Origin of the sequence: Streptomyces atroolivaceus, from assembly GCF_000717025.1 — a bacterium.
In the GTDB taxonomy this organism is placed as follows: domain Bacteria; phylum Actinomycetota; class Actinomycetes; order Streptomycetales; family Streptomycetaceae; genus Streptomyces; species Streptomyces atroolivaceus.
The window spans coordinates 308,773-332,139 of record NZ_JNXG01000009.1; the positions used below are offsets into that span (position 1 = coordinate 308,773).

The following is a 23,367-nucleotide window of genomic DNA, read 5'->3' on the forward strand; positions in this document are numbered from 1 at the left end:
TGTCCCAGTTCCTTGAGAAGACGAGAGGGGCCCGGCGGGTCAGCGCAGGTGGAAGTAGGCGGCGTTGTGCGCGGTGATGGCGTCCCAGTCGGCGTCCGTGGGAAAGCGCAGCACATCCCAGCCCGCGTCCTCCAAGCGGTAACCGGCCTCGATGTCGCGCGATGAGTCGGCCGCCTGGCCGGGCACGTCGACGAACACGGCGAGGTTGACGCCTTCCAGGCGGAAGACGAGGTCGGGGCGTGCCGCCGCGGCGCCCACGAAGGGGCCGACCTCGTCCGGTACCCGGTAGCCCTTCGCCCTCAGCCAGCCGAGCAGGTCCCCGTTCGCGACGAGCGCGGCGAGATCGGTCTCCAGCGGAGTCGGAGCCTGCACGGACGACTGCGCGGCGGAAGTGGCGCTCTCCGCCGGCTCTGCCGCCGAGGTGCCCGCCGCCGGGCCGGTGCCTTCAGCTGCCCTGGCACCCGTCGTCACGCCCGTCGCCGGGGCGAGACGGCGGAAGCGCTCGCTGCGGGACTCGCCGCGGTCCTCCCGGGCGGTGAGGGAACGGCCCAGCCGCATGAGCAGCGGCTGGGCGGCGTGCCGGCTCAGCCGGCGGTGGTGCGTCTGGTTGCCGTAGGTCAGCAGGCAGGCGTAGCAGCCGCGTGCGCATGCCTCATCGGCTGCCGGCCCGCCCTCGTCGTCGCCGGAGTCCGGATCGAAGTGACAGATCGCCAGGGCGGTGCGAGCCGCCTTCGCGAGAGCGTCCCGCTCGTGCTGGATACGCCGCAGCACACCGGCGCCGCCCTCCGCGGCCTCCGTGAACAGCAGACGCCCACGGGGGCCGTTGTCCGGTGGCAGCAGCTCCGCGGTCAGCTCCGAGTCCTCGAGCTCGAACGCCGCCTCGATGCCGCGCTCCAGCGCGTACAGGAACGACAGGGCCACCGGCTCGGGCAGCGCCTCGTCCAAGGTGACCACGAGGATGTTGCGGCGGTCCTCCACATAGGGCAGGACGCGCTTCTTGCGGCGCTTCTCGTTGCCGTCCTCGTCGACCACCGGCATTCCCGTGCCCTCGATGGCGTCGGCGGCGGCCCTGTCGTTGAGCCACCGGCCGTCACCGAGGTCGAGCCAGTAACCGTCCGGCTCGCCCTCCTTGTCACGCACCCGGCCGAGGTTGGTGATGCGGACGGTTGCCGAGTCGCCGTAGTCCAGGTCGAGCACGGGCGCGCCGCCCGCGTCACTGACATGCGAGGTCAGGCGTCCCCTGCGGGCCCCGTGCTCCTGGAAGGCGTACGACGTCTCCAGGCGGAAACCGGCCCGGCGGCGCTCCTCCTCGTCGGAGGAGATCCGCTCACGGGGCGTCGTGTACACGGTGTGCAGGTGGAGCAGGCCCGTGCGCTTGCCGCGCAGCGACTCCCCGCACATCGAGCAGACGTCGGTGCCGACCTTGACCGCGTAGTGGTAGCCGCAGCCGCCGCAGCGCCGGGCCTCCGCGGTCGCCAGATCACCGGAGGCGTCCGGCGGCAGCTGCACACGGGTCACCTGGTAGCGGGCGCCCTCGTGGTAGATGAGCGCACCGGGGCCGAACTCGCGGATCGCGAGGAACCGAGGGCGCTGAAGGTAGTCCCCGTCGGCGTTGCGGCGGTTGCCGGACCGCGGGATGTACGCGGCCAACGGCAGGCGGGGGAAGCTGTAGCCGGGCAGGAATCCCTCGGACGCCAGATAGCGGTACGGATTGAAGTCGCTCGTCACCGACTTGCTGTCCGAGGAACGGTTCAGCAGCAGGTGCGTCTGTGTCTCCGCCTCACGGCGCCGGGTGCGCGCCCGGGACTGCTCACCGGGGGAGAGGGTGTGGTCGACGACGCGCTTGTTCTGCTCGTACTGGTCGATCACCGCCGCCCGGAACAGGTCGCGCCACCGCTCGAAGGACGCGTCGAACAGCTTCGGGGCCCGCTCGATCCGGTCCTCGACCCACTCGTCGTACCACCAGGTGGTGGCCTCGAAATCGGTGATCAGCGGGGCGAGCACGCCGCGAGCGGCAACCGCCGCGCGCCGACGGGCCCCCTCGTCCAGGGACCGGTCGCGGAAATCGGCCCGCAGGGGCAGCGGCATCAGCGGATCGGGGCGGTCGCCGCCCTCGGGGTCGTAGGCGACATCGACGACGTCCGGGACCGCGGTGCCGAGCTTCATGCCGGTCTCCGCCAGCCAGATGGCCTGCAGGTGCGAGCGGACCAGATCCTCGTTGGCGAGGTCCAGGCGCGGCGGTGCCACCTGACCGGACACCATGTCCTGGGAACGGCGGAAGTAGTACTGGTCGTGGCTGTTGCCCGTGGCGCAGTACGTCGTCACCAGAGCGGGCTGACCGCTTCGGCCCGCCCGGCCCGAACGCTGCGCGTAGTTGGCCGGAGTCGGCGGGACGTTGCGCATCATCACGGCGTTGAGCGAGGAGATGTCCACGCCCAGCTCCATCGTGGGGGAGCAGTAGAGCAGGGGAAGTTCGGCAGCGCGGAACTGCCGTTCGCGCTCCAGCCGGTCCTCCGGTGTGACCTGCGCGGTGTGCTCCCGGGCGAACAGACCCGCCAGTTCGGCTGCGGCGGTCTTGTACAGATCACGGAAGAACGGATTGACGCGCGGACCCTCCCCGCTGGTGTAGGTGCGCGCCAACGGGTCGATCGTGCCCCGCTCACCGGTCCCGGCCCGCCACACCAGCGCCGCGGCCGACACCCGGAACCCGGTTCGCTTCTGGGCCGCCCGGCGGCGGTAGGCAGGGCCGGCGTGTTCGGGGGCCGACTCCACCTCGTGGACGAGTTCGGCGTCGAGCAGTACCTTCAGCAGGTCCTCGATCACACCCTGGACGTCCTCCAGCGGAAGATCACGCAGCTCGGGCATGTTCCGGCGGAGGTACTTGCCGAACTTGCCGCGGGCCGAAAGGAACAGAGCGGAACGCTCCATGCCGGGCTTCGAGCCGTACGGGTAGGCGGTGCCCACGGTCGGGCGGTCGCTCTCACTCAGCACCCACGGGCCGGCCAGACGCTCCTCGCTCGCCCGCTGCAAGGTGTCGAAGTCATCCCGGAAGTACTGCACGTCGATGGCGAGGGCACGGCGCATGTAGTCGAGAAGGGTGCGGGTGACCTCCTCACGCAGGGCGGGGTCCGCGTTGCGTAGCTCGGCGTGGGCCGCGTCCCAGCGCTCCTGCTTCCCGGCGATCCAGTCCAGGTCCTCGTAGCCGATCCTCAGCAGCCCCGTCTGTTCCAGGTTGGGCATGGTGATGCGCCACCCGCGCTCGAGGTCACGGTAGAGCCGGTATCCCACGACGTCACGGAAGGCCTTCTTCGCACGGAGCTCAAGCGACGGAGGCAGGGAGGCGCCCGTCGCGTAGTCACGCGGGGACAGGCCCATCACCTCGGTCACCGCCTCGGCGAGGTCGTCGTGACGCAACCCGTCCTCGCCCGCCCGCACAGCGGCCTGGTACAGGGCACCGCGCAACTGCGTCACCTGGGCGAAGTCGTTGAAGTGACCGGCCTGCAGTGACGCGTCCTGCCGGTTGTCGACGAAGGTGAGAAGCTTGCGGGCCTCCTTGCCCAGACTCTCCTCGGGGACCGCCCGCAGGGACTTCACGATCGACGCCGAGATCAGCGACGTGGCCGAGGAACGCCCCTCCTGGTCGAGCGTCGCCAGTTTGGCGAAGTCCCGGCCACGAGTCTGCTCGTAGGAGACCTGGCAGTGCACGCAGAACAGGAAGGGCGCGGGGACGAACGCCGCCACCAGGCCCTCGCCCGCCTCATGCCCGAACGCGTCCACGACGACGCGCTTGGGCACCCGGGGCCGGTAGGACTTCTTGACGACCGTCACGCCCTGGGCGTCCGCCTCCAGCCATGACTCCGGCAGTCGCCTGTCGTCCACCGCGCTCTGAGGATCGGCGGGCCACTCGTAGTCCTGGCCGGGCACGCCGACGTACAGATAGCCCTCGCCCTCCCGGCCTCCCGAGGCCGAGGTGTCCCGGCGCGGCTCGTAACGGAAGGCACCACTCTCCTCCGTACGCCACACCGTCAGGTACTCCTGGCCGCACTCGCGGCAGAACGCGAGCGGGAAGAGCGGCATACCGCCGCTCCTGGGCTGCTCCAGCTGGTACGTGCGGGTGAGCGGCCGGGTGAGCGGGTCCTGAAGCGTGGTGTAGACGGTGTCGCCCTTGGAGAGGAACTGGTGCAGCCGGAAGGCGAACAGCGGCCGTTCCGTCCGTGGATTCTTGGCCTGGGCGCCGGCCTCCAAGGTGGTGCGGATCGCCTCGCGCACCGCCTCCTCGTTCACTCCGGAAGCGGCGGCGAGCTCCTCCGCTGCCGACTCGACCGTGCCCGGAGCGCAGCGGCGGAGCCGGCCGGTCTCATCCCGCTCCAGGCCGAACCGGGACTCGATCCACCTGGCCAGTGGGTCCTCGGTCAGCGCTTCGTACGCGCGGGGCGCCGCCGGGACCCGCAGACGCTCGGCGGGAACCGCCACCGGCCCCTCCTCCGTCGCCCGGACGAGCGTCTCGCCGATGACCCGCTTCGGCAGCAGGGTGGTGCCGAACAACCGGCCCGCGACCTTCGCCACCTCCCGCTGCTGGTCCTCCCAGGAGCCCTCGGTCGACATGGTCGCCGAGGTGCCGATGCACTGGAGCGTCGCCGACGCCCGGCACGCCTCACGGACCCGGCGGATCAGGAACGCCACGTCGGCACCCTGGCGGCCGCGGTAGGTGTGCAGTTCGTCGAAGACGAGGAACTGGAGCCCCGCCGCCTTGTCGATGAGCCCGGACCGGTCCTCGGGCCGGGTCAGCATCAGTTCGAGCATCACGTAATTGGTCAGCAGGATGTCCGGAGGGTTCTTACGCAGTTCCTTGCGGACCTCGTCGGACTCCTGCCCCGTGTAGCGGGCGAAGGTGACCGGCTCCCGGTCCTTCCCGAAGCCGTGGCGCAGGTACTTCTCCAGCTCCCCGAGCTGTGAATTGGCCAGCGCGTTCATCGGATACACGACGATCGCCCGCACCCGGCCGCCGACGCCTGGGCCCGCAGCCTGCCGCTCCTTCAGGACACGATCCACGATGGGAACGATGTAAGCCAGGGACTTGCCGGAGCCCGTGCCGGTGGTGAGCACGTAGGAGTCGCCCGCCTGGGCGGCCTCGATCGCCTGGCGCTGGTGGAGATGGAAGGTCAGCGGACGGCCGTCCGGGCGACGGGAATCCTCCTTCTTGCCCGCCTGGAAGATCTCCGCGCACCGTGGGTGCAGCACCCCGTCCCTCACCAGGTCCGTCACATGGCCGCCGTCGGCGAAGAACGGGTTCAGCGACAGCCAGGGATCGGGCCACTGTGACTTCGCCCCGAGGTCGTCCTCGACGAAGCCGTCGATCCGGGCGTCCCGGATCACCGTCGCACTCTTCGTGAAACTCTCGTACTCACGGATCAGGTCGGCGTGGATACCGAAGACGTCCATGGTCTCGGGCAGGCGCGGCGCCCTGCGCGGCACCGGCACCGGGGCCGCCGGCGCGCGCTCGGGGAGCAGGGCGCGCAGCCGCGCGACCGGATCCATCACCTGCCAGTGTGGCGCGAGGAGATCCGCCGTGTCGTCCGGAGCGAGGGCGAGCGGTACCAGCGCGTCGTGGACGAGGGCGGCATGCTCGGGCCGCAGCTCAGTGTCCTTCTCCAGCAACCGGTTCACGAGACGGACCAGCGGGGTCGGCAGGTCCGGCCGGACGAGGGTGAGCTGAGGCGGCTGCTGGTGCTGGTGCTGTTCGGAGAGCTCGTAGGGTGTCCGGGCGGAGAACGGCGGCCGCCCGATGAGCAGTTCGTACAGGATGCAGCCGAGCGCGTACAGGTCGGCGAGGGCGGTGACCTGCTCGGCGCGGAACTGCTCGGGCGCCATGTAGCGGGCTGTACCCACACTGACACCCGTGCTGGTGAGCCGAGTCTGGTCGGGATCGTCGACGACCGATCCCATACCGAAGTCGAGAACCTTGACCGTGCCGTCGCGCGTCAGCATCACGTTGGCCGGCTTGAGGTCGCGATGGACGACCCCGGCGGTGTGTGCGGCGGCGAGCCCGGAGGCGATCTGAGCTCCGATCGCGGCGACCCAGGAGACGGGGAGCTGGGGCTCCTCGTCGATCAGCTCCGCGAGGGGGTTACCGTCCAGCAACTCCATTGCCAGATAGGGGAGCCCGCTACCGGCGGGGGCCTGGTCCACCCCACCGTCGATCAGCAGGGTGAGGTTGGGGTGCCCCTGGGACAGCATGCGCATGATCCGCACTTCACGGTGGAAGCGCTTGATGTCCTTGCTCGACCCCGAGGTGTCGACGGCGACTCCGGTCCGGGCGCGCAGCACCGTCTTGACCGCGACTTCCCGGTGGGGGGAGCCGAGATCCGCCTGAAGGTCCTGGGCCCGGTGGACCTCACCCATGTTCCCGCGCCCCAGAACCCCCGTGATCTGGAATCGTCCGTCGACCGTCCCCTGGCCCACTGGCCCTCCCCGCTTCACCCGTCGCATACAAGGTGGGTACATTCTGTAGGGAGCGTACACCTTGCGTGTTTATCAAGGATCACATCGACGTGTTGACGATGTCAACGGTCGCTTGAGTGTCCCCGGACGTAGCCCCCTCGCTGAGCCTTTTCAGCGTCATCTCTCCAGGACGTGGATTGCGGTGGCGGTGACCGGCGCGGGTTGGTCTGCAGCGGCTCAGGTTCGACCGTTGCACACCCGCCGCATCATCCGGATCTGCGAACGCCGGGGAATCCCTGATCGTGGCCGACTGTTCCTACATCGACGCCGCCCGCTAGCAGTACTTCGTACCTCGGACGTATCGCATGCAGCCGATTCGGATATCCTGACGGATCTCGGCCTGCTCGGGAATGGGCCCGGATCCACCGGACGACGCACCTCCGAAGAGCCGAGGCCGGAGGTTGCTGCCCCGTCTCCTGGGGGTTGTTCAGGGCCGCGCGCACGCCTACTGCCTGTTGCCCGCCGGCGGCGGCTTCATCGACGGTTCGATGGTCGACCGGACGTATATCCGCGTTGTGCCCGGCTTGTACTCGTGGACGAACAGGTCGATGCAGCGCTGAAGCTGTGCGCCTTCAGGGGTGTCGAGCCCTTCGGGGCAGAGGCTGGTCCTCCGAAGGTCCCGGGTGAATGTTTCCGGCTCCGGCAGCCCGAGATGAGTGAACGTAGCCGCAGGGCGGTAGTCCTTCCCCTTGATGAGGGTGTTTCCAGACATCTTGATGTTGCCCGGGACGAGCCGGTCCGTGTAGGTCTGCGCTTCTGCACTCGGCAGCACGAAGGAAAGCAGTCCCGTGTCGTAGCGCTGCCCGACCTTGTAGCCAGCGCGCCGGTCCGATGCCTGCTCCGGGAAGCGGATGCCCACTTGTTTGCTCATCCAGGCCGGGGTCGCCCCCTCCTCCCAGCAGCAGTTCATCTCCTGGTCCAGCAGATCCGACTCCGCGCGGTCGGCCACCCACCACAACCCGCCGGCCACGGCCGCGCCACCGACGCAGAACACCAGAGCGACGATGACGATCGGGACCCACAGGCGACGCGGAGGCTTGGGCTGTCCACCCTCGACTTCATGACCGGGACCATTCATACGAGTCTCTATCGCCCTTCCTGTTGCTCACGACCGGGATCTGTACGATCGCCAGCACGTCCGGGCTCGTCGGGCTGCGGCAGCGGGCCTTGGTGCGGGTCGGACACGCCCAGATCGTAGTGCTTGACCGAACTGCTGCCCGCCATGTCGAATTCGCGGGCAATGCCGGTGGTGTGGAAGCGTGCCATCTGACCATCAGGGACGCTCATGTCGTCGACTCCCGGGACGGGGATTGTCACTCCCTTGTCCTCGTCCCAGTTGTAGCGGTCCCACGCGTTGGCCTGATAGTCCAAGCCGACCACAGGCTTTCCGTTCGCATCGGGCTCGACCGTGACGACTCCGGTCACGTTCGACCTGGTCGAACCCACCGCGTAGAACCAGTTCTCATTGACATCCGGGGTGAAGCTGAAGTCCCGGTTTTCGGTCTCCACGGGTATCGACACGGGCTGCCCACCGTTCCTCCTGAACTCTGCCAGCGCCTGGTCACGCCATGCGTCCTGGTGATCCGTGACAGTGCGGTCGATGTGCGAGCGGAATTCGGGTACCTCGGACATCATCTTGTCGATGGGCAGGTCCATGTCCGTCCCGCTATTGCCCAGGTAGTGCGCCATGTGCCGGGCGGCGTCGTTGTCACCCTTCCAGTCGGCCAACTCGGCTACCAGGTTCATCTTCTCCCGGTTCCTGCGCTCCTCCGCGCCCGGCTCCTCGACGGCGTACGGGCCGGAGCCCCGGTCGGCAGCGGCTTGCTTGACCGAAGGAGCGAGCAACCCGGCGGCCAGAAGGTCGCCCCTGTGTCCTGCCCACAACTCCCCGCGAGCCTTGGGGCTCAAGGACGTCCACAGCCGCCGTAGCTCGGCACGCTGCGCGGCGTTCGCGTCGTCGCCGAGCGACGCGAGTTTCGTGGCACGGGGCAGCTGGTCCTCGTCCAGCGAGGTGTATGCCGCATGCCCTGCGTTGTGCGGGTCACCGCCGTGGCTGCGCTTCAGTGCGCGAGTCACCGCTGCGTCGACCTCGGCCGCATGAGCCACCAATCCTGTGAGGGTATCCGCGTACCACTGCATCAAGTCCTTGGTCCGCTGTGAGGTTCCATCCGCATCACAGAAGGCCTCTGTCACCTTTACCGTGCCGTTGGGGCCGTCCGTCACCATCAGGCCAGGATCTGGGCCCGCCCTGCGAGCGGGATTTCCCCGACGTGCTTCCGCGGAAAGGTTTCGGGCCTTCTTCTGGATCTGTGTCAGTTCGGCGTGGGCGTCTTCGAGCACCGCGGAGACGCTGGTGGCCTCCAGGTGCAGATCCGCGACCTCTTTCGCCGTCTTACGGACGAACTCCTTGGTGACCGAGGCGTTCTCGCCTGCCCACTGAGCCCCGTCCGACAGTAGGAGAAGGCCGCTGTAGACCTCGGCCCTCAGCTTTGCCAGGCTCGCGGCCGTGGACTTCCAGTCGGTGGCGGCGGTACTCAGCCTTCCGAGGTCGACTTCGACGAGATCTGTATAGCTGAACGTTCCCATGGGGTCCGACCTGCTCACTTCACGTACTTGAGTAGCTCGGACACCGGGACTGCGGAGCCATCCCTCCGCGTGAGGGTGGCGAGGACCTCCGCCTCGTCCTTGGCGTGACTTTTCTTCGAGTAGTCCAAGTGGTTGGAGATGTGGGCACACATCTGCAGGGCGGTCTTGACCTGCGAGGTCCAAACCTCGAGCGTTGTGTACAGCTCGGTGCCCAGGTCAAAATTCCGACTCTTCAACTCCGCCGCGGCGCGGGCCGTAGTCCCGGCACCCGACTTGTCCATCCCGGCTCCGGCGATATCGGCGCTCTTCTGCAGCGCCCCATGGACCCGAAACGCTTCATTGCCAACAGCGCCCAGGTCGTCCTGGTGGACCACCAGGTCCCCGTGAGTTCCGGACCCACTCGGTGTCGTCCCGGCTGCATTCAGTCGCATCTGTGCGGACCGGCGATCCCGTGCATCTGATGTGAGCTGTGCCCACTCGTCTTCGAACGTCACCGTTCCCCCTGTTTCGGTGTGAACCACAGAGTCTACGAGCGGAGTTGCTGACGCGTCGGAGGGTTCGAGCTCTGCGCGCGGCAGGCATCCGACTCCCGCTCACCGTGCGACCGCTGATCTGGGGACCCGCGCCGGTCTGTGCCACCGCGGCCCTCAAGGCCACCCTCGTCACCCCGACGGCTCCCAGCGGCCTGCCGCTGCGTGCCGCCCGCACATTCACCCAGCGCTTCAGCTGACGAATCCCCGGGTGGGCCGAGTGCGTCTCCTGCCCCCAGTCGCTCACGGCCCTTCTGAGGCTGCGGCTGCACATGGTGTGCACTCTGCGCGGCCTGCCCGACGCGTTCGCACTGACCGACCGAAAGCCGACAGAGTGCGAGACGCTCGTGGCACTGTTCGAGGTCGAGCCCGGGCTGCTCACCAGACGCAGGCGAATAGCGACCCGACGTGACACGAACGGCATCGGACGTGGCGAGGCCGCTTCGGCGACAACCCTCCGTAAAGGCTGACGGGAACTCAGATTTTTTTGATGTGCCGCCTCTATTCAAGATCATCTTGCACATGCATTGCACAAGGTGCTGAAAGGCAACAGTGATCTGTGGGGGGTTGCGAAGGTAGGTATCCGCAGGTCAGCGGGCACATTGGGGTGTCGTGCCCTTGCCCTCAAGGGGCACGACACCCCGCCGGTCAGATGTCCCGGAAGATCTCGATCTGCGCGCCGACCGAGTTGAGCCGCTCCGCCAGCTCCTCGTACCCCCGGTTGATCACGTACACGTTGCGCAGTACGGACGTCCCCTCGGCCGCCATCATCGCCAGCAGCACCACCACCGCGGGCCGCAGTGCGGGCGGGCACATCATCTCGGCGGCGCGCCAGCGGGTCGGGCCCTCGACCAGGACACGGTGCGGGTCCAGGAGCTGGAGCCTGCCGCCCAGCCGGTTGAGGTCGGTGAGGTAGATCGCGCGGTTGTCGTAGACCCAGTCATGGATCAGGGTCTTGCCGTGCGCGGACGCGGCGATGGCCGCGAAGAACGGCACGTTGTCGATGTTCAGCCCGGGGAAGGGCATCGGGTGGATCTTGTCGATGGGCGCCTCGAGCTTCGAGGGCCGGACCGTCAGGTCCACCAGACGGGTGCGGCCGTTGTCGGCGGCGTACTCCGCCGTGCGGTCGCAGTCGACGCCCATCTCCTCCAGGACCGCGAGCTCGATCTCCAGGAACTCGATCGGCACGCGACGGATCGTCAGTTCGGACTCCGTCACCACGGCGGCGGCCAGCAGGCTCATCGCCTCGACCGGGTCCTCGGAGGGGGAGTAGTCGACGTCCACGTCGATCTCCGGCACGCCGTGCACCGTGAGGGTCGTCGTCCCGACGCCGTCGACGCGTACGCCGAGCGCCTCCAGGAAGAAGCACAGGTCCTGGACCATGTAGTTGGAGGACGCGTTGCGGATGACCGTCGTGCCGTCGTGCCGTGCGGCGGCCAGCAGGGCGTTCTCCGTCACCGTGTCGCCGCGCTCGGTCAGGACGATGGGGCGTCCCGGGCGGACCTCGTGGTCGACCTGGGCGTGGTAGAGCCCGTCGGTCGCCGCGATCTCCAGGCCGAAGCGGCGCAGCGCGATCATGTGCGGCTCGATCGTGCGCGTGCCGAGGTCGCAGCCGCCGGCGTACGGCAGGGTGAAGCGGTCCGTCCGGTGCAGCAGCGGGCCGAGGAACATGATGATGGAGCGGGTCCGGCGCGCGGCGTCCGCGTCGATGGACTCCAGCTCCAGCCGGTCGGGCGGCAGGATCTCGAGGTCCACGCCGTCGTTGATCCACCGGGTGCGTACGCCGATGGAGTTGAGGACCTCCAGGAGCCGGAAGACCTCCTCGATGCGGGCCACCCGGCGCAGCACGGTGCGGCCTTTGTTGAGCAGGGAACCGCAGAGGAGCGCGACACACGCGTTCTTGCTCGTCTTGACGTCGATGGACCCGGAGAGCCGGCGTCCGCCCACCACCCGCAGATGCATGGGTCCGGCGTAACCGAGCGACACGATCTCGCTGTCGAGGGCTTCACCGATGCGGGCGATCATCTCAAGGCTGATGTTCTGGTTGCCGCGCTCGATGCGGTTGACGGCGCTCTGACTCGTGGCGAGCGCCTCGGCAAGCTGACTCTGTGTCCAGCCACGATGCTGACGGGCGTCACGGATGAGCTTGCCGATACGTGCGAGGTAGTCATCTTCCATGTCTGCACGCTATCTCAGATATGAGATGAAGATCGCGCCGGGGTGCGCGGTTCGGGTGACGGCCGGGCGCCCGGCCGCGGGTGGCCGCCTGTCTGAAGGATCAGGCGCGCCCGACGGCCCGGCACCCGGAATGCGGCCGAACAGGTGAAGGTCAGCGACGGCGGCGCGTGGTCCTGCGCCAGCCGAACGGGCCCGGCAGGTCCATGGACGTGGTGCGCCGGCCGGTGCTGCTCGTGGTGTGCTTCGGCCCGTGCCTTCCGCCGGTGGTGACGGACCACGAGCGGCGGTTGATGTTCAGCCGGACGCCCGGAAGGATCTGGAAGCTCTTTCGGAATGTGAGCGGCATCTGCGCCTCCTTCGTCAGGAGTACGGGTATCCCGAAGCGGCCGGGTCATGCGCGAGAAGCCGCACGGCGTGGGCGAGCACCCGCGACCCGCGACCCGCGACCCGCGCCGCACGGCGTGGGCGAGCACCCGCGCCGTGCGCCCCGCGCCGCGCGCCGCCGTGGGCGTGGTCAGCGTGGCACCGGGTCCGGGCCCCGCAGGGCGTTGGCCAGGGGCGCCGATACGGCCCATCCCGTGGTCTCGTACAGGGCCCGTCCCTCCGCCGTCGAGGCCAGCAGGCCGACCGTGGCGCCCTGCTCGGCAGCCGCGTCGGTGAGGGTGTGCATGATCAGGCGGCCCAGGCCGCGGCGCCGGTGGGCGGGGTGGGTCTCCACCTTGTCGACGACGGCGGTGGCGCCGGTGACGGCCGTCTGGCCGCGCGCGGCGCGGGTGCCGTCGGCGGCGGACACCCGGGCGTGGGTGACGCCGTCGCGGGTCCAGGTGCGGAGCCGGTAGCCGGGGGGGAGAGGGGCCGGGGCACGGGCGGGGCGGAGCGGGGTGGACATCAGGTAGCCGGGTTCGCCGGGGAGGGACCAGCCGGGTGCGATCCAGGACGCGAGCGACTCCGCCCGTACGAAGGCCTTCAGCCAGACGCCGGGCCCGGTGGCGCTTCCGGTGATCTCCCGCACGGTGGCCGCGTCGGCGGTGGGCAGGACGTGGCTCATGACGTGTCCGGGGAGGCCGATGTTCACGGTGAAGCCCCAGGGTGAGGGGTCCGGTTCGGCCGCTCCCCGTGAGAGGGCCCAGCCGTGGACCCATTCCCGTACGGCCTCGGAGGTGTTGGTGAAGTGCACGGTGCCTTCCCGGGCGGGGTGGTCGTCGTCGATGTGTCCTGGTCCTCCTGCCGCGCGCCGGAGCCCGCACACCGCGACCTCTCGTCACGTTCCGGCGCGCGCGCCCGTACTCCGCTGCGGGGACACGGTCTCGCCGGGCTTCGGAGGGGACCGCCCGGCCCTGGTCGCGGCCGCGGGTCATCGCGGAGCGGCGCAGGACACAGGTGCCCGGGCATGACCGCGCGGCGGCGATGTACTAGAGTTATCTCGACATCGAGATATCTGCCGAGGCGCACCGCAGCCGCCGCTCGGTAAGGGTTACCTAACTAATCCTTACCTTAGCGGATGGTGGGGGCCGCAGGCGGCGCCGGCCGCACATGAGGCGCGGCGCGGTTGAACGCGCACATTGAAGAAGGAGACTGTCGTGTCGGCGAACAGCTTCGACGCCCGCAGCACGCTGCGCGTGGGCGACGAGTCGTACGAGATCTTCAAGCTGGACAAGGTCGAGGGCTCCGCGCGCCTCCCTTACAGCCTGAAGGTGCTGCTGGAGAACCTGCTCCGCACGGAGGACGGCGCGAACATCACCGCCGACCACATCCGTGCGCTGGGCGGGTGGGACTCCCAGGCCCAGCCCAGCCAGGAGATCCAGTTCACGCCGGCCCGCGTGATCATGCAGGACTTCACGGGTGTCCCGTGTGTCGTGGACCTCGCCACCATGCGTGAGGCCGTCAAGGAGCTCGGCGGCGACCCGGCGAAGATCAACCCGCTGGCCCCGGCCGAGCTGGTCATCGACCACTCCGTCATCGCCGACAAGTTCGGCACCAACGACGCCTTCGCCCAGAACGTCGAGCTGGAGTACGGCCGCAACAAGGAGCGCTACCAGTTCCTGCGCTGGGGCCAGACCGCCTTCGACGAGTTCAAGGTCGTCCCCCCGGGCACCGGCATCGTCCACCAGGTCAACATCGAGCACCTGGCCCGCACGGTCATGGTCCGCAACGGCCAGGCGTACCCCGACACCCTCGTCGGCACCGACTCGCACACCACCATGGTCAACGGCCTCGGCGTGCTGGGCTGGGGCGTCGGCGGCATCGAGGCCGAGGCCGCGATGCTCGGCCAGCCGGTCTCCATGCTCATCCCGCGCGTCGTCGGCTTCAAGCTGACCGGCGAGCTCCCGGCCGGCACCACCGCCACCGACCTCGTGCTGACCATCACCGAGATGCTCCGCAAGCACGGCGTCGTCGGCAAGTTCGTCGAGTTCTACGGTGAGGGCGTCGCCGCCACCTCCCTCGCGAACCGCGCCACCATCGGCAACATGTCGCCCGAGTTCGGCTCCACCGCCGCGATCTTCCCGATCGACGACGAGACGCTGAAGTACCTGCGCCTGACCGGCCGCGACGCGCAGCAGGTCGCGCTCGTCGAGGCGTACGCCAAGGAGCAGGGCCTCTGGCTCGACCCGGCCGCCGAGCCGGACTTCTCCGAGAAGCTGGAGCTCGACCTCTCCACGGTCGTCCCCTCCATCGCCGGCCCGAAGCGCCCGCAGGACCGCATCGTCCTGGCGAACGCCAAGTCCAAGTTCGCCGAGGACGTACGCAACTACGTCACCGACGACATGGAGGCGAGCAAGGAGTCCTTCCCGGCCTCCGACTCGCCGGCCGTCTCGCCCAACGGTGTCCCGTCGAACCCGGTCACCGTCACCGCCCCCGACGGCACGACGTACGAGCTCGACCACGGCGCCGTCACCGTCGCCGCGATCACCTCGTGCACCAACACCTCCAACCCGTACGTCATGGTCGCCGCGGCGCTCGTGGCGAAGAAGGCCGTCGAGAAGGGCCTGACCCGCAAGCCGTGGGTCAAGACCACCCTCGCCCCGGGCTCGAAGGTCGTCACCGACTACTTCGACAAGGCGGGCCTGACCCCCTACCTCGACAAGGTCGGCTTCAACCTCGTCGGTTACGGCTGCACCACCTGCATCGGCAACTCCGGCCCGCTGCCGGAAGAGGTCTCCAAGGCCGTCAACGACCACGACCTGGCCGTCACCTCGGTGCTCTCCGGCAACCGCAACTTCGAGGGCCGGATCAACCCCGACGTCAAGATGAACTACCTGGCGTCGCCGCCGCTGGTCGTCGCGTACGCCATCGCCGGTTCGATGAAGGTCGACATCACCAAGGACGCCCTCGGCGTCGACCAGGACGGCAACCCCGTCCACCTCGAGGACATCTGGCCGACCGAGGCCGAGGTCAACGACGTCGTCGCCAACTCCATCGGCGAGGACATGTTCAACAAGTCCTACCAGGACGTCTTCGCGGGCGACGCCCAGTGGCAGGCGCTGTCGATCCCGACCGGCAACACCTTCGAGTGGGACTCCGAGTCCACCTACGTGCGCAAGCCCCCGTACTTCGAGGGCATGACGATGGAGACGACCCCGGTCGAGGACATCACCGGCGCCCGGGTGCTCGCCAAGCTCGGCGACTCGGTCACCACCGACCACATCTCCCCGGCCGGTGCGATCAAGGCCGACACCCCGGCCGGCAAGTACCTCACGGAGCACGGCATCGAGCGCCGTGACTTCAACTCCTACGGCTCGCGCCGTGGTAACCACGAGGTCATGATCCGCGGCACGTTCGCCAACATCCGCCTGCGCAACCAGATCGCGCCGGGCACCGAGGGCGGCTTCACCCGCGACTTCACGCAGGCGGACGGCCCCGTGTCGTTCATCTACGACGCCTCGCAGAACTACCAGGCCGCGGGCACCCCGCTCGTCATCCTCGCGGGCAAGGAGTACGGCTCCGGCTCGTCCCGTGACTGGGCGGCCAAGGGCACCGCGCTCCTGGGCGTCAAGGCCGTCATCGCCGAGTCCTACGAGCGCATCCACCGCTCGAACCTCATCGGCATGGGCGTCCTCCCGCTCCAGTTCCCGGAGGGGCACACCGCCGAGTCCCTCGGCCTGACCGGCGAGGAGACCTTCTCCTTCACCGGCGTGACCGAGCTGAACGACGGCACCACGCCGCGCACCGTCAAGGTCACCACCGACACCGGTGTGGAGTTCGACGGCGTCGTCCGCATCGACACCCCCGGTGAGGCGGACTACTACCGCAACGGCGGCATCCTGCAGTACGTGCTGCGCAGCCTGATCCGCAAGTAAGGGCACCGCGAAGTGAGCGAGGGCCGCACCCTGGGGTGCGGCCCTTCGCCGTTAGGCTCGAAGGTCTGATGAAGAACACCCTCACCTCGCCCGCGGCCAAGGCCGGACACGAGTCCGTGCGCCGTCACAACCTGAGCCTGGTCCTGCGGACCGTCCGCGACGAGGGCGAGGTCACCCGGGCCCGGGTGGCGAGCCTCGTGGGGCTCACCAGGGCCGCCGTCTCCTCGCTCGTCGAGGAACTGCTCGCGCTCGACTGCCTCAGCGAGTCCGGCAAGACCTCCAGCGGATCCGCCGGGCGCCCCGGCACCGTCCTGAAACTCTCCCGGACAGGGCCGGCGGGTCTCGGGGTGGAGATCAACATCGACTACGTCTCCGTGTGCGCCGTCGACCTCACCGGCACCGACCGGGTCCGGGTCACCGAACACACCGACCACCGGGACGTCCCGCCCGCGGAGGTCCTGGCACACGCGGCCCGGCTCACCAACCGCGTCATCGCGTCCACCCGGGAACAGGAACTGCGGGTCGTCGGTGTCGAGCTGGCCCTGCCCGGCCTCGTCTCCGGCGGCGTCGTCCGGCAGGCCCCCAACCTCGGCTGGAGCAGGGTCGCGGCCGAGGGCATCTTCGGGCAGGCGCTCAGCACGCTGCGCCCCGCCGGGAGGGCGCTGGCCGTCGGCTCGGACAACGAGGCCAACCTGGCGGCCCTGGCGGAGCTGTGGTTCGGCGGACTCGGAGGCGTACGCACCTTCCTCTATCTCACAGGTGAGATCGGCGTGGGCGGCGCGCTCGTGGTGAACGGCGAAATGCTCCGGGGCGCCCACGGGTTCGCGGGCGAGATCGGCCATGTCGTCGTCGACCCGCAGGGCCCGCTCTGCCGCTGCGGCGCGCACGGCTGCCTGGAGCAGTACGCCGGGCGGGCCGCTCTGCTGCGCTCGGCGGGCATCGACCCGGACACGGGCGTGCGCGGCATCGCCGAGCTGGAGCAGCGCGCCGCCGCCGGTCAGGAGCGGGCCGTCTCGGCGCTGCGGGAGGCGGGGGACAGGATGGGCGTGGTGCTGGCCGGGGCGGTGAACCTCTTCGACCCGGAGGCCGTCGTCCTGGGCGGGATCTACCGCAGCCTGATGCCCTGGCTGGAGGATTCGGCCGACGCCCAGCTGACCGCACGGGTGGTGTCGGGCCGCTGGCACGAGAACGGCAGCAGACTGCGGGCGTCGTCCGTCTCCGGTGACGCGGCGCGAGGTGCGGCGGCCAGGGTGGTGCACGAGGTGCTGGAGAACCCGGCGGCGTACGCGCTGCGGTGAACGCGTACGCCCCACGGGCCGTCCCGGGGAAGCTCAGCCGAGGTTGCGGCGGTCCTCCTCGGTCCACTTGGCGGTGTCGCGCGGTTCCACGTACGGCTCCTCGGCCGCGGGGTGGCCGCCCTCTATGGCCCGCTGACGGGCCATCTCCGCGTCGAATTCGAGGCCGAGCAGGATCGCCAGGTTGGTGAGCCACAGCCACACCAGGAAGATGATCACGCCGGCGAGGGCGCCGTAGGTCTTGTTGTACGAGGAGAAGTAGGCCACGTACAGCGCGAAGCCGGCCGAGGCGGCCATCCAGAGCAACAGGGCGAGGACACTGCCGGGCGTCACCCACTTGAAGCCCCGGCCCCGGGCGTTGGGCGCGGCCCAGTACAGGATCGCGATCATGATCGTGACGAGCAGGACCAGAACGGGCCACTTGGCGATCGACCAGGCCGTCATGGCGGGGTCACCGACCCCGAGGGCGGAGCCGGCCCGCTGGGCGATGGGCCCGGTGAACACCACGATCAGGGCGCTGAGGACCGCCAGCACCATCAGGGTCACCGTCAGGCCCAGTCGCAGGGGCAGCACCTTCCACACAGGCCGCCCCTCGGGCATGTCGTAGACGGCGTTCGAGCAGCGGATGAACGCCGCGATGTAGCCGGAGGCCGACCACACCGCCAGGAGCAGACCGACGACGGCCATCAGCGATCCCGTGCCGCCGTTGCCCTGCAACTGCTGTACGGCGTCGGAGAGGATGTCCCGGACCGGGCCGGGGGCGAGGTCCTGGAGGTTGTCCATCACCTTCTGGGTGGCGGACTTCCCCGCGACACCGAGCAGCGAGACCAGCACGAGCAGGGCCGGGAAGAGCGAGAGCACGCTGTAGTACGTCAGGGCCGCCGCCCGGTCGCTGAGCTCGTCCTCCACGAACTCCCGCACGGTGCGCTTCAGCACCGCCCACCACGACCTCCTGGGAATGCCGGCCGGCCCGTCGGGCGCGTCGCGCTCCACCTCGGGGTCCGGCCCGAAGCGGTCCGGCTTCCGGGTGGGGTCGTCCGCGCCGTCTCCGTGGCGGTCGGCGGCGTCATGGCCGTCGCGGGTGGGGTGAGCCTGTGGTTCCGGTGTCCGTGCCATGGGAGTCCGGTAACCGCCACAGCCGAACGGAAACCGGTTCCGCCGGGACGGATCCGTCCGGGCACGCGGATACGGGTGCGGGCCGGGCCGGCTGACCAGCCGGCCCGGCCCGCACCCGTGAGCGGCGATCAGGCCTTGTGCGCCGCGATCAGCTGCTGGTACCAGCGGTAGCTGTCCTTCGGGGTGCGCTCCAGGGTGTCGTAGTCGACCCGGATGATCCCGAACCGCTTCGCATAGCCCAGTGCCCACTCGAAGTTGTCCAGCAGCGACCACACGTAGTACCCGCGTACGTCGACACCGGCGTCCATGGCAGCCCGGAGCGCCGTCAGATGGGTGCGCAGGTACTCCACCCGGTCGGCGTCGTGGACTGCACCGTCGGCCTCGACACTGTCGAACTCCGCCGAGCCGTTCTCCGTGATGTGCACCGGAGGCAGGGAGTCGCCGTAGGTCTGCTTCAGCGCGGTCAGCAGATCGGTGAAGGACTCCGGGACGACGGGCCAGCCCATGGCCGTCCTGCGGACGTCCGGGTAGGTCCCCTCCGCGTAACGGTTGTCCGTGGCCACGCGCAGCGCCGGGTCCGCCTCGCGGTGCGGGGCGGCGGCCACGACGATCGGCCGGTAGTAGTTGATGCCCAGGAAGTCCATCGGCTGGGAGATCAGCTCCAGGTCACCCTCACGGCGGAAGTCCTGACCGGTGATGAGCTCGCCCCAGGTCTCCTCCTCGGTGGCCGGGTAGCGGCCCGCGAGGAGCGGCTCGGTCCACACCAGGTTGTGCTGGGTGTCCGCCCGGACGACGGCGGCGAGGTCGGCGTCCGACTCGGTGGCCGGCACGTTGCGGTCGAGGTTGAGCGTGATGCCCGCCTCGCGGACACCGGCCGCGCGCAGGGCGTTCATCGCGTGGCCGTGGCCGACCAGCAGGTGGTGCGCGGCGGCCAGCGCCCCGCGGCCCTCCTGCGCGCCCGGTGCGTGCCGGCCCACCGAATAGCCGAGGAAGGCGCTGCACCACGGCTCGTTGAGGGTGATCCAGCGCGGCACCCGGTCGCCGAGGTGCTCGGCCATGATCGCGGTGTACTCGCCGAAGCGCTCGGCGGTCTCGCGTACCCGCCATCCGCCCTTGTCCTCCAGGGCCTGCGGCAGGTCCCAGTGGTAGAGGGTGGCGGCCGGCTCGATGCCCGCCTCCAGGAGCGAGTCCACGAGCCGGGAGTAGAAGTCCAGCCCCTTGGGGTTGACCGCGCCGCTGCCCGTCGCCTGGATCCGGGACCAGGCGATGGAGAAGCGGTACGACTCCACTCCCAGGTCGCGCAGCAGGGCCACGTCCTCCGGGTAGCGGTGGTAGTGGTCGCAGGCCACGTCACCCGTGTCGCCGCCGTCCGTCCGGCCCGGCGTGTGGCTGTAGGTGTCCCAGATGGACGGCCCGCGGCCGTCTTCCTCCACGGCACCCTCGATCTGGTACGAGGCCGTGGCCGCGCCGAAGACGAAACCGGGCGGGAAGACCGGGAAGTCACTCATGGGAACCCTTACTTGACCGAGCCGCCGGTGATGCCGGCGGCGATGTACTTCTGGGACAGGACGAGGAGAACGGCTGCGGGCACCGCCGAGAGGACCGAGGCGGCCATGACCGAACCCCAGTCACCGACGTGCGCGCCGATGTACTGGTAGATGCCCAGCGTGATCGGCTTGACGTCGTCCGTCGTGTTCAGCGTGAGCGCGAACATGAAGTCGCTCCACGCGTACAGGAACGAGAACAGTCCGGCGGTGATCAGCGAGTTGCGGCTCATCGGCAGGACGACCTGGACGAACGTACGGATGCGGCCCGCGCCGTCGACCTCGGCGGCCTCGATGACCTCTCGCGGGATCGACACCATGAACGAGCGCATCAGCACGATCGCGAAGGGGATGCCCAGCGAGGCGTCCGCCAGCATGAGGCCGAAGTAGGAGTTGACCAGGCCGAGGTCCACGTACGCGCTGTACAGGGCGTTCGCGATGACGATCCCCGGCACCATCTGGGTGATGAGCGTGCCGAAGACGATCGTCTTGCTGCCGCGCAGCTTGAACTGCGCCAGGCCGTACGCCGCCGGGGCCGAGATCGCCAGGCAGATGGCCACCGCGCCGAGCGCCACGGCCAGCGAGGTCAGCAGGTTGGCCCCCTGCTCGGTGATGGCGGAGGTGAAGCCGGAGAAGTCGATGCCCGTCGGGACGGGTCCCACGTCGACCAGGCTCGCGTCGGGCTGCAGCGCGGTGTTGATCATCCAGTACAGCGGGAACAGCATGACCGCGAGGACGACGACGCCGAAGACGGTCGCACCCCAGCGGCGCCTGGGCCGGTGGACGGCGGCGGGAGCCGGGGCGGCGGGGATCTGGGTGGTGGTCGCCATGCCGGTCACTTCCCCTCGTTGCGGTTGACCCGCAGGTAGAACACCGCGAAGACGGCGGAGATCAGGATCAGGATGTTGCCGACCACGGCACCGGCTCCGAAGTCCATCTGGACGAAGGAGTTCTGGTACGTGAGCGTGCCGAGCGTCTGGGTGGAGTCGGCGGGCCCGCCGTCGGTGAGGGCCAGGACCAGGTCGAGGATCTTGACCGTCGACATGAAGCCGAGCACCAGCACCACGGTGATGACGGGCTTGAGCATGGGCAGGGTGACCGAGCGGAACGTACGCCAGGCGGAGGCGCCGTCGAGCGCGGCGGCCTCGTTCAGCTCCTTGGGGACCTCCTGGAGGCCGCCGTAGAGGATCACCATGTTGAACGGGATGCCGATCCAGATGTTCACCAGGATCACCGAGACCAGCGCCATGCTGGTGCTCGTCAGCCACGGAGTGTCACCGGGGAGGCCGACGGTGCCCAGGAACGAGTTGAGGACACCGGTGTCCTGGTCGAAGATGCGCCGCCACACGATGCCGGAGACGACCATCGGGACCAGCCACGGCAGCAGGATCAGCGAGCGCAGGATCCCGTTCAGCGGGAAGCGGCGGGTGAAGAAGACGGCGAGGGCGAGGCCGATGCAGAACTGCCCGACGAGCGATCCGACGGTGAAGAGGATCGTCTGCCAGAGGGCCTTGCCGAACAGACCGTCGTTGAAGACGTTGCTCCAGTTGTCCGTGCCGTTGAACGGCGCCTCGCCGGTGAAGAACGTGGACGGCGAGTAGTCCTGGAAGCTCATCACGATGTTCCGGACGAGCGGGTAGCCGAAGAACAGCGCCATGAAGATCACGGCGGGGGCGATGAACCCCCACTGGGCGAGTGTCCTGCGCCGTTTCGCGCTCCGCGGGTTCGCGGGCTTCCTGACCGCGCCGGCCGAGGAGGCCTTCGGGCCGGCCGTCGGCGCGGAGGCTGAGGCTGTGGTGGATGACATGGTTCGTTACCTCAGTTCCCGCTCGTGACCTGTTGCTGGGCACGCTTCAGAGCGGCCTCGCTGGACTGGCCGGTGAGCGCGGACTGGAAGGCGCTCTGCAGGGCCAGCGACACGGAGGACCACTGCGCGCCGACCTTGGCGGTACGCGAACGGGCCGTGGCGACCTGTCCGGCCAGGGCGGCCAGCTCAGGGGCCTTCGTACGCCACACGGCGGCGGCCTTGGTGTTCGCCGGGACCATCCAGCTGTTCAGAGCGTAGGTGATCTGCTCCTGCTCGCCCGCCATACATCCGATGATCTTCGCGGCCGTCCTCTCGCGCTCGGTGTCGCCGGTGTTGGGCACGGTGAGCACGCCGCCACCCAGCGGACCGACCGAGTCGTCACCCGCCTCGGGGACCGGGATCTCGGCGATGCCCCAGTTGAGCCCCTTCTTGGCGTTCAGGGTCTCGACCTGCCACGGGCCGTTGATCATCATGGCCGCGTTGCCGGCCATGAACTGGTCGTTCACGTCGGCCTGGGTCCAGTTGACCGTGGACTTGGAGAGCGAGCCGTCCTTCAGGAGCGCCTTCCAGTAGTCGAGGGCCTCGGCGACCTCGGGGGTGTCGAGCTTCGACTCGTCACCGCCGTTGGACCACATGAACGGCGTGAACTGGAAGACACCGTCCTCCGCGCCGCCCGCGCTGAGGGCCAGACCGTACCGCTTGCCCTGGGTCAGCTGCTTGGCGGTCGACTGCATCTCGGCCCAGGTGGTGGGCACCTCCAGGCCGGCCTTGGCGAGGGTGTCCTTGTTGTAGAACAGCGCCAGGGTGTTCACCGTGCGCGCGGCCCCGTAGTACTTCCCGTCGAACGAGCCGAAGTCGACGATCCCCTCGGGGATGTCCGTCGTGCTCAGCCCGAGATCCTTCAGGGGGATCAGTCCGCCGGCCTCGGCGAAGGTCGGCATCTCGGAGGCGTCCAGCTGGAGGACGTCCGGGAGGGACTTCGAGGACGCCATGCGCAGGGCCTTGGTCATCAGCTGCGCGGCGGGCACGCTCTGCTGCTCGATGGTGATCCCGAGCTGCTTGCTGCAGCGTTCGAGGGTGTCACCGTCCCAGCGGTGGTACGACTCGTCGGTCGAGGAGTTCATGACGGTGTAGACGTCCTCGTCCCGCTGCTGGGCGCACCCCGACAGAACGGTGCCGGCGACGATCGCGGAGACGACGGTGAGAGGGACGACGATCCGGCTGGTGCGGCGGCTGCGGCGTCGGATCCGCCCGTCCGGGGAAGGTTCTGTCACGGTGGTGCCCTTGCGGTAAGAGGTGGCCGGAGTCATGGGAACGCTCCCACGGGGTGCTCGTCAAGCCCCTGCGCGGATCCGGCGGTGTCACGGCGGGGGAGCTGGGGGTGTCCGGCGACGCTGGGCCGCCGGACACCGGGGTGTCAGCGGGCGCCGATGAGGTGTTCCATGGCGAGCTGGTCGAGGGCTTCGAAGGCCATGGAGCGTTCGGCTGCCGCGGTGGCGTCGAAGTCCTCGT

At 69.2% G+C, this 23,367-nt stretch carries 15 protein-coding genes; 3 read left to right on the forward strand and 12 right to left on the reverse strand.

Going from position 1 to position 23,367, the window contains the following annotated elements:
- Positions 1-39: 39 nt before the first annotated feature.
- The 4 genes from OO67_RS19815 to OO67_RS19830 all read right to left on the reverse strand — a co-directional run bounded on the left by OO67_RS19815 (position 40) and on the right by OO67_RS19830 (position 9,581).
- Positions 40-6,489, reverse strand: a complete 6,450-nt coding sequence (locus OO67_RS19815) for a protein kinase domain-containing protein (protein WP_051709580.1) — start codon at positions 6,487-6,489, stop codon at positions 40-42.
- Between the two features lie 457 nt (positions 6,490-6,946).
- Positions 6,947-7,579, reverse strand: a complete 633-nt coding sequence (locus OO67_RS19820) for a hypothetical protein (RefSeq protein WP_051709581.1) — start codon at positions 7,577-7,579, stop codon at positions 6,947-6,949.
- An 8-nt stretch (positions 7,580-7,587) separates the two neighbouring features.
- Entirely contained in the window at positions 7,588-9,087 is a 1,500-nt protein-coding gene (locus tag OO67_RS19825) for a hypothetical protein (protein ID WP_033302157.1), read from the reverse strand.
- 14 nt (positions 9,088-9,101) lie between these two features.
- Positions 9,102-9,581 carry a hypothetical protein gene (locus tag OO67_RS19830; protein ID WP_033302158.1) on the reverse strand — a complete coding sequence of 160 codons (480 nt, stop codon included), beginning with the start codon at positions 9,579-9,581 and terminating at the stop codon, positions 9,102-9,104.
- 104 nt (positions 9,582-9,685) lie between these two features.
- Between OO67_RS19830 and OO67_RS40495 the strand changes: the two genes are divergently transcribed.
- On the forward strand, positions 9,686-9,817 hold the full coding sequence (locus OO67_RS40495; protein ID WP_279626903.1) for a hypothetical protein: 132 nt from the start codon (positions 9,686-9,688) through the stop codon (positions 9,815-9,817).
- Positions 9,818-10,265: 448 nt separating this feature from the next.
- Here OO67_RS40495 and OO67_RS19835 read toward each other — a convergent pair whose 3' ends face one another.
- The 3 genes from OO67_RS19835 to OO67_RS19845 form a co-directional block, all read right to left on the reverse strand.
- Positions 10,266-11,795: a helix-turn-helix domain-containing protein gene (locus OO67_RS19835; protein WP_033302159.1), complete on the reverse strand. Its 1,530-nt coding sequence runs from the start codon at positions 11,793-11,795 to the stop codon at positions 10,266-10,268.
- Positions 11,796-11,946: 151 nt separating this feature from the next.
- Positions 11,947-12,141: a DUF4236 domain-containing protein gene (locus tag OO67_RS19840; protein ID WP_033302161.1), complete on the reverse strand. Its 195-nt coding sequence runs from the start codon at positions 12,139-12,141 to the stop codon at positions 11,947-11,949.
- A 168-nt stretch (positions 12,142-12,309) separates the two neighbouring features.
- Positions 12,310-12,972: a GNAT family N-acetyltransferase gene (locus OO67_RS19845; protein WP_033302283.1), complete on the reverse strand. Its 663-nt coding sequence runs from the start codon at positions 12,970-12,972 to the stop codon at positions 12,310-12,312.
- Positions 12,973-13,375: 403 nt separating this feature from the next.
- On the opposite strand from OO67_RS19845, the gene acnA reads away from it, so the two are divergent.
- Positions 13,376-16,093 carry an aconitate hydratase AcnA gene (gene acnA, locus OO67_RS19850; protein ID WP_033302162.1) on the forward strand — a complete coding sequence of 906 codons (2,718 nt, stop codon included), beginning with the start codon at positions 13,376-13,378 and terminating at the stop codon, positions 16,091-16,093.
- A 68-nt stretch (positions 16,094-16,161) separates the two neighbouring features.
- Entirely contained in the window at positions 16,162-17,391 is a 1,230-nt protein-coding gene (locus tag OO67_RS19855) for an ROK family protein (RefSeq protein WP_033302163.1), read from the forward strand.
- Between the two features lie 33 nt (positions 17,392-17,424).
- Here OO67_RS19855 and OO67_RS19860 read toward each other — a convergent pair whose 3' ends face one another.
- The 5 genes from OO67_RS19860 to OO67_RS19880 form a co-directional block, all read right to left on the reverse strand.
- Complete coding sequence (locus tag OO67_RS19860; protein ID WP_033302164.1) at positions 17,425-18,504, reverse strand: YihY/virulence factor BrkB family protein; 1,080 nt, start codon at positions 18,502-18,504, stop codon at positions 17,425-17,427.
- A gap of 128 nt (positions 18,505-18,632) precedes the next feature.
- On the reverse strand, positions 18,633-20,012 hold the full coding sequence (locus OO67_RS19865) for a GH1 family beta-glucosidase (RefSeq protein WP_033302167.1): 1,380 nt from the start codon (positions 20,010-20,012) through the stop codon (positions 18,633-18,635).
- 8 nt (positions 20,013-20,020) lie between these two features.
- Positions 20,021-20,878, reverse strand: a complete 858-nt coding sequence (locus tag OO67_RS19870; protein ID WP_033302285.1) for a carbohydrate ABC transporter permease — start codon at positions 20,876-20,878, stop codon at positions 20,021-20,023.
- Between the two features lie 5 nt (positions 20,879-20,883).
- Positions 20,884-21,855: a carbohydrate ABC transporter permease gene (locus OO67_RS19875; protein ID WP_033302170.1), complete on the reverse strand. Its 972-nt coding sequence runs from the start codon at positions 21,853-21,855 to the stop codon at positions 20,884-20,886.
- A gap of 11 nt (positions 21,856-21,866) precedes the next feature.
- Positions 21,867-23,165, reverse strand: a complete 1,299-nt coding sequence (locus OO67_RS19880; protein WP_382056774.1) for an ABC transporter substrate-binding protein — start codon at positions 23,163-23,165, stop codon at positions 21,867-21,869.
- Positions 23,166-23,367 lie beyond the last annotated feature (202 nt).

Bases quoted from the DNA above. Each gene is read 5' to 3' on its own strand.
- OO67_RS19865 (WP_033302167.1), bottom strand. From the start codon at position 20,012: ATGAGTGACTTCCCGGTCTTCCCGCCCGGTTTCGTCTTCGGCGCGGCC.
- OO67_RS19835 (WP_033302159.1), bottom strand. From the start codon at position 11,795: ATGGAAGATGACTACCTCGCACGTATCGGCAAGCTCATCCGTGACGCC.
- OO67_RS19860 (WP_033302164.1), bottom strand. From the start codon at position 18,504: ATGGCACGGACACCGGAACCACAGGCTCACCCCACCCGCGACGGCCAT.
- OO67_RS19840 (WP_033302161.1), bottom strand. From the start codon at position 12,141: ATGCCGCTCACATTCCGAAAGAGCTTCCAGATCCTTCCGGGCGTCCGG.
- OO67_RS19825 (WP_033302157.1), bottom strand. From the start codon at position 9,087: ATGGGAACGTTCAGCTATACAGATCTCGTCGAAGTCGACCTCGGAAGG.
- OO67_RS19820 (WP_051709581.1), bottom strand. From the start codon at position 7,579: ATGAATGGTCCCGGTCATGAAGTCGAGGGTGGACAGCCCAAGCCTCCG.
- OO67_RS19855 (WP_033302163.1), top strand. From the start codon at position 16,162: ATGAAGAACACCCTCACCTCGCCCGCGGCCAAGGCCGGACACGAGTCC.
- OO67_RS19870 (WP_033302285.1), bottom strand. From the start codon at position 20,878: ATGGCGACCACCACCCAGATCCCCGCCGCCCCGGCTCCCGCCGCCGTC.
- OO67_RS19815 (WP_051709580.1), bottom strand. From the start codon at position 6,489: ATGCGACGGGTGAAGCGGGGAGGGCCAGTGGGCCAGGGGACGGTCGAC.
- OO67_RS19880 (WP_382056774.1), bottom strand. From the start codon at position 23,165: ATGACTCCGGCCACCTCTTACCGCAAGGGCACCACCGTGACAGAACCT.
- OO67_RS19875 (WP_033302170.1), bottom strand. From the start codon at position 21,855: ATGTCATCCACCACAGCCTCAGCCTCCGCGCCGACGGCCGGCCCGAAG.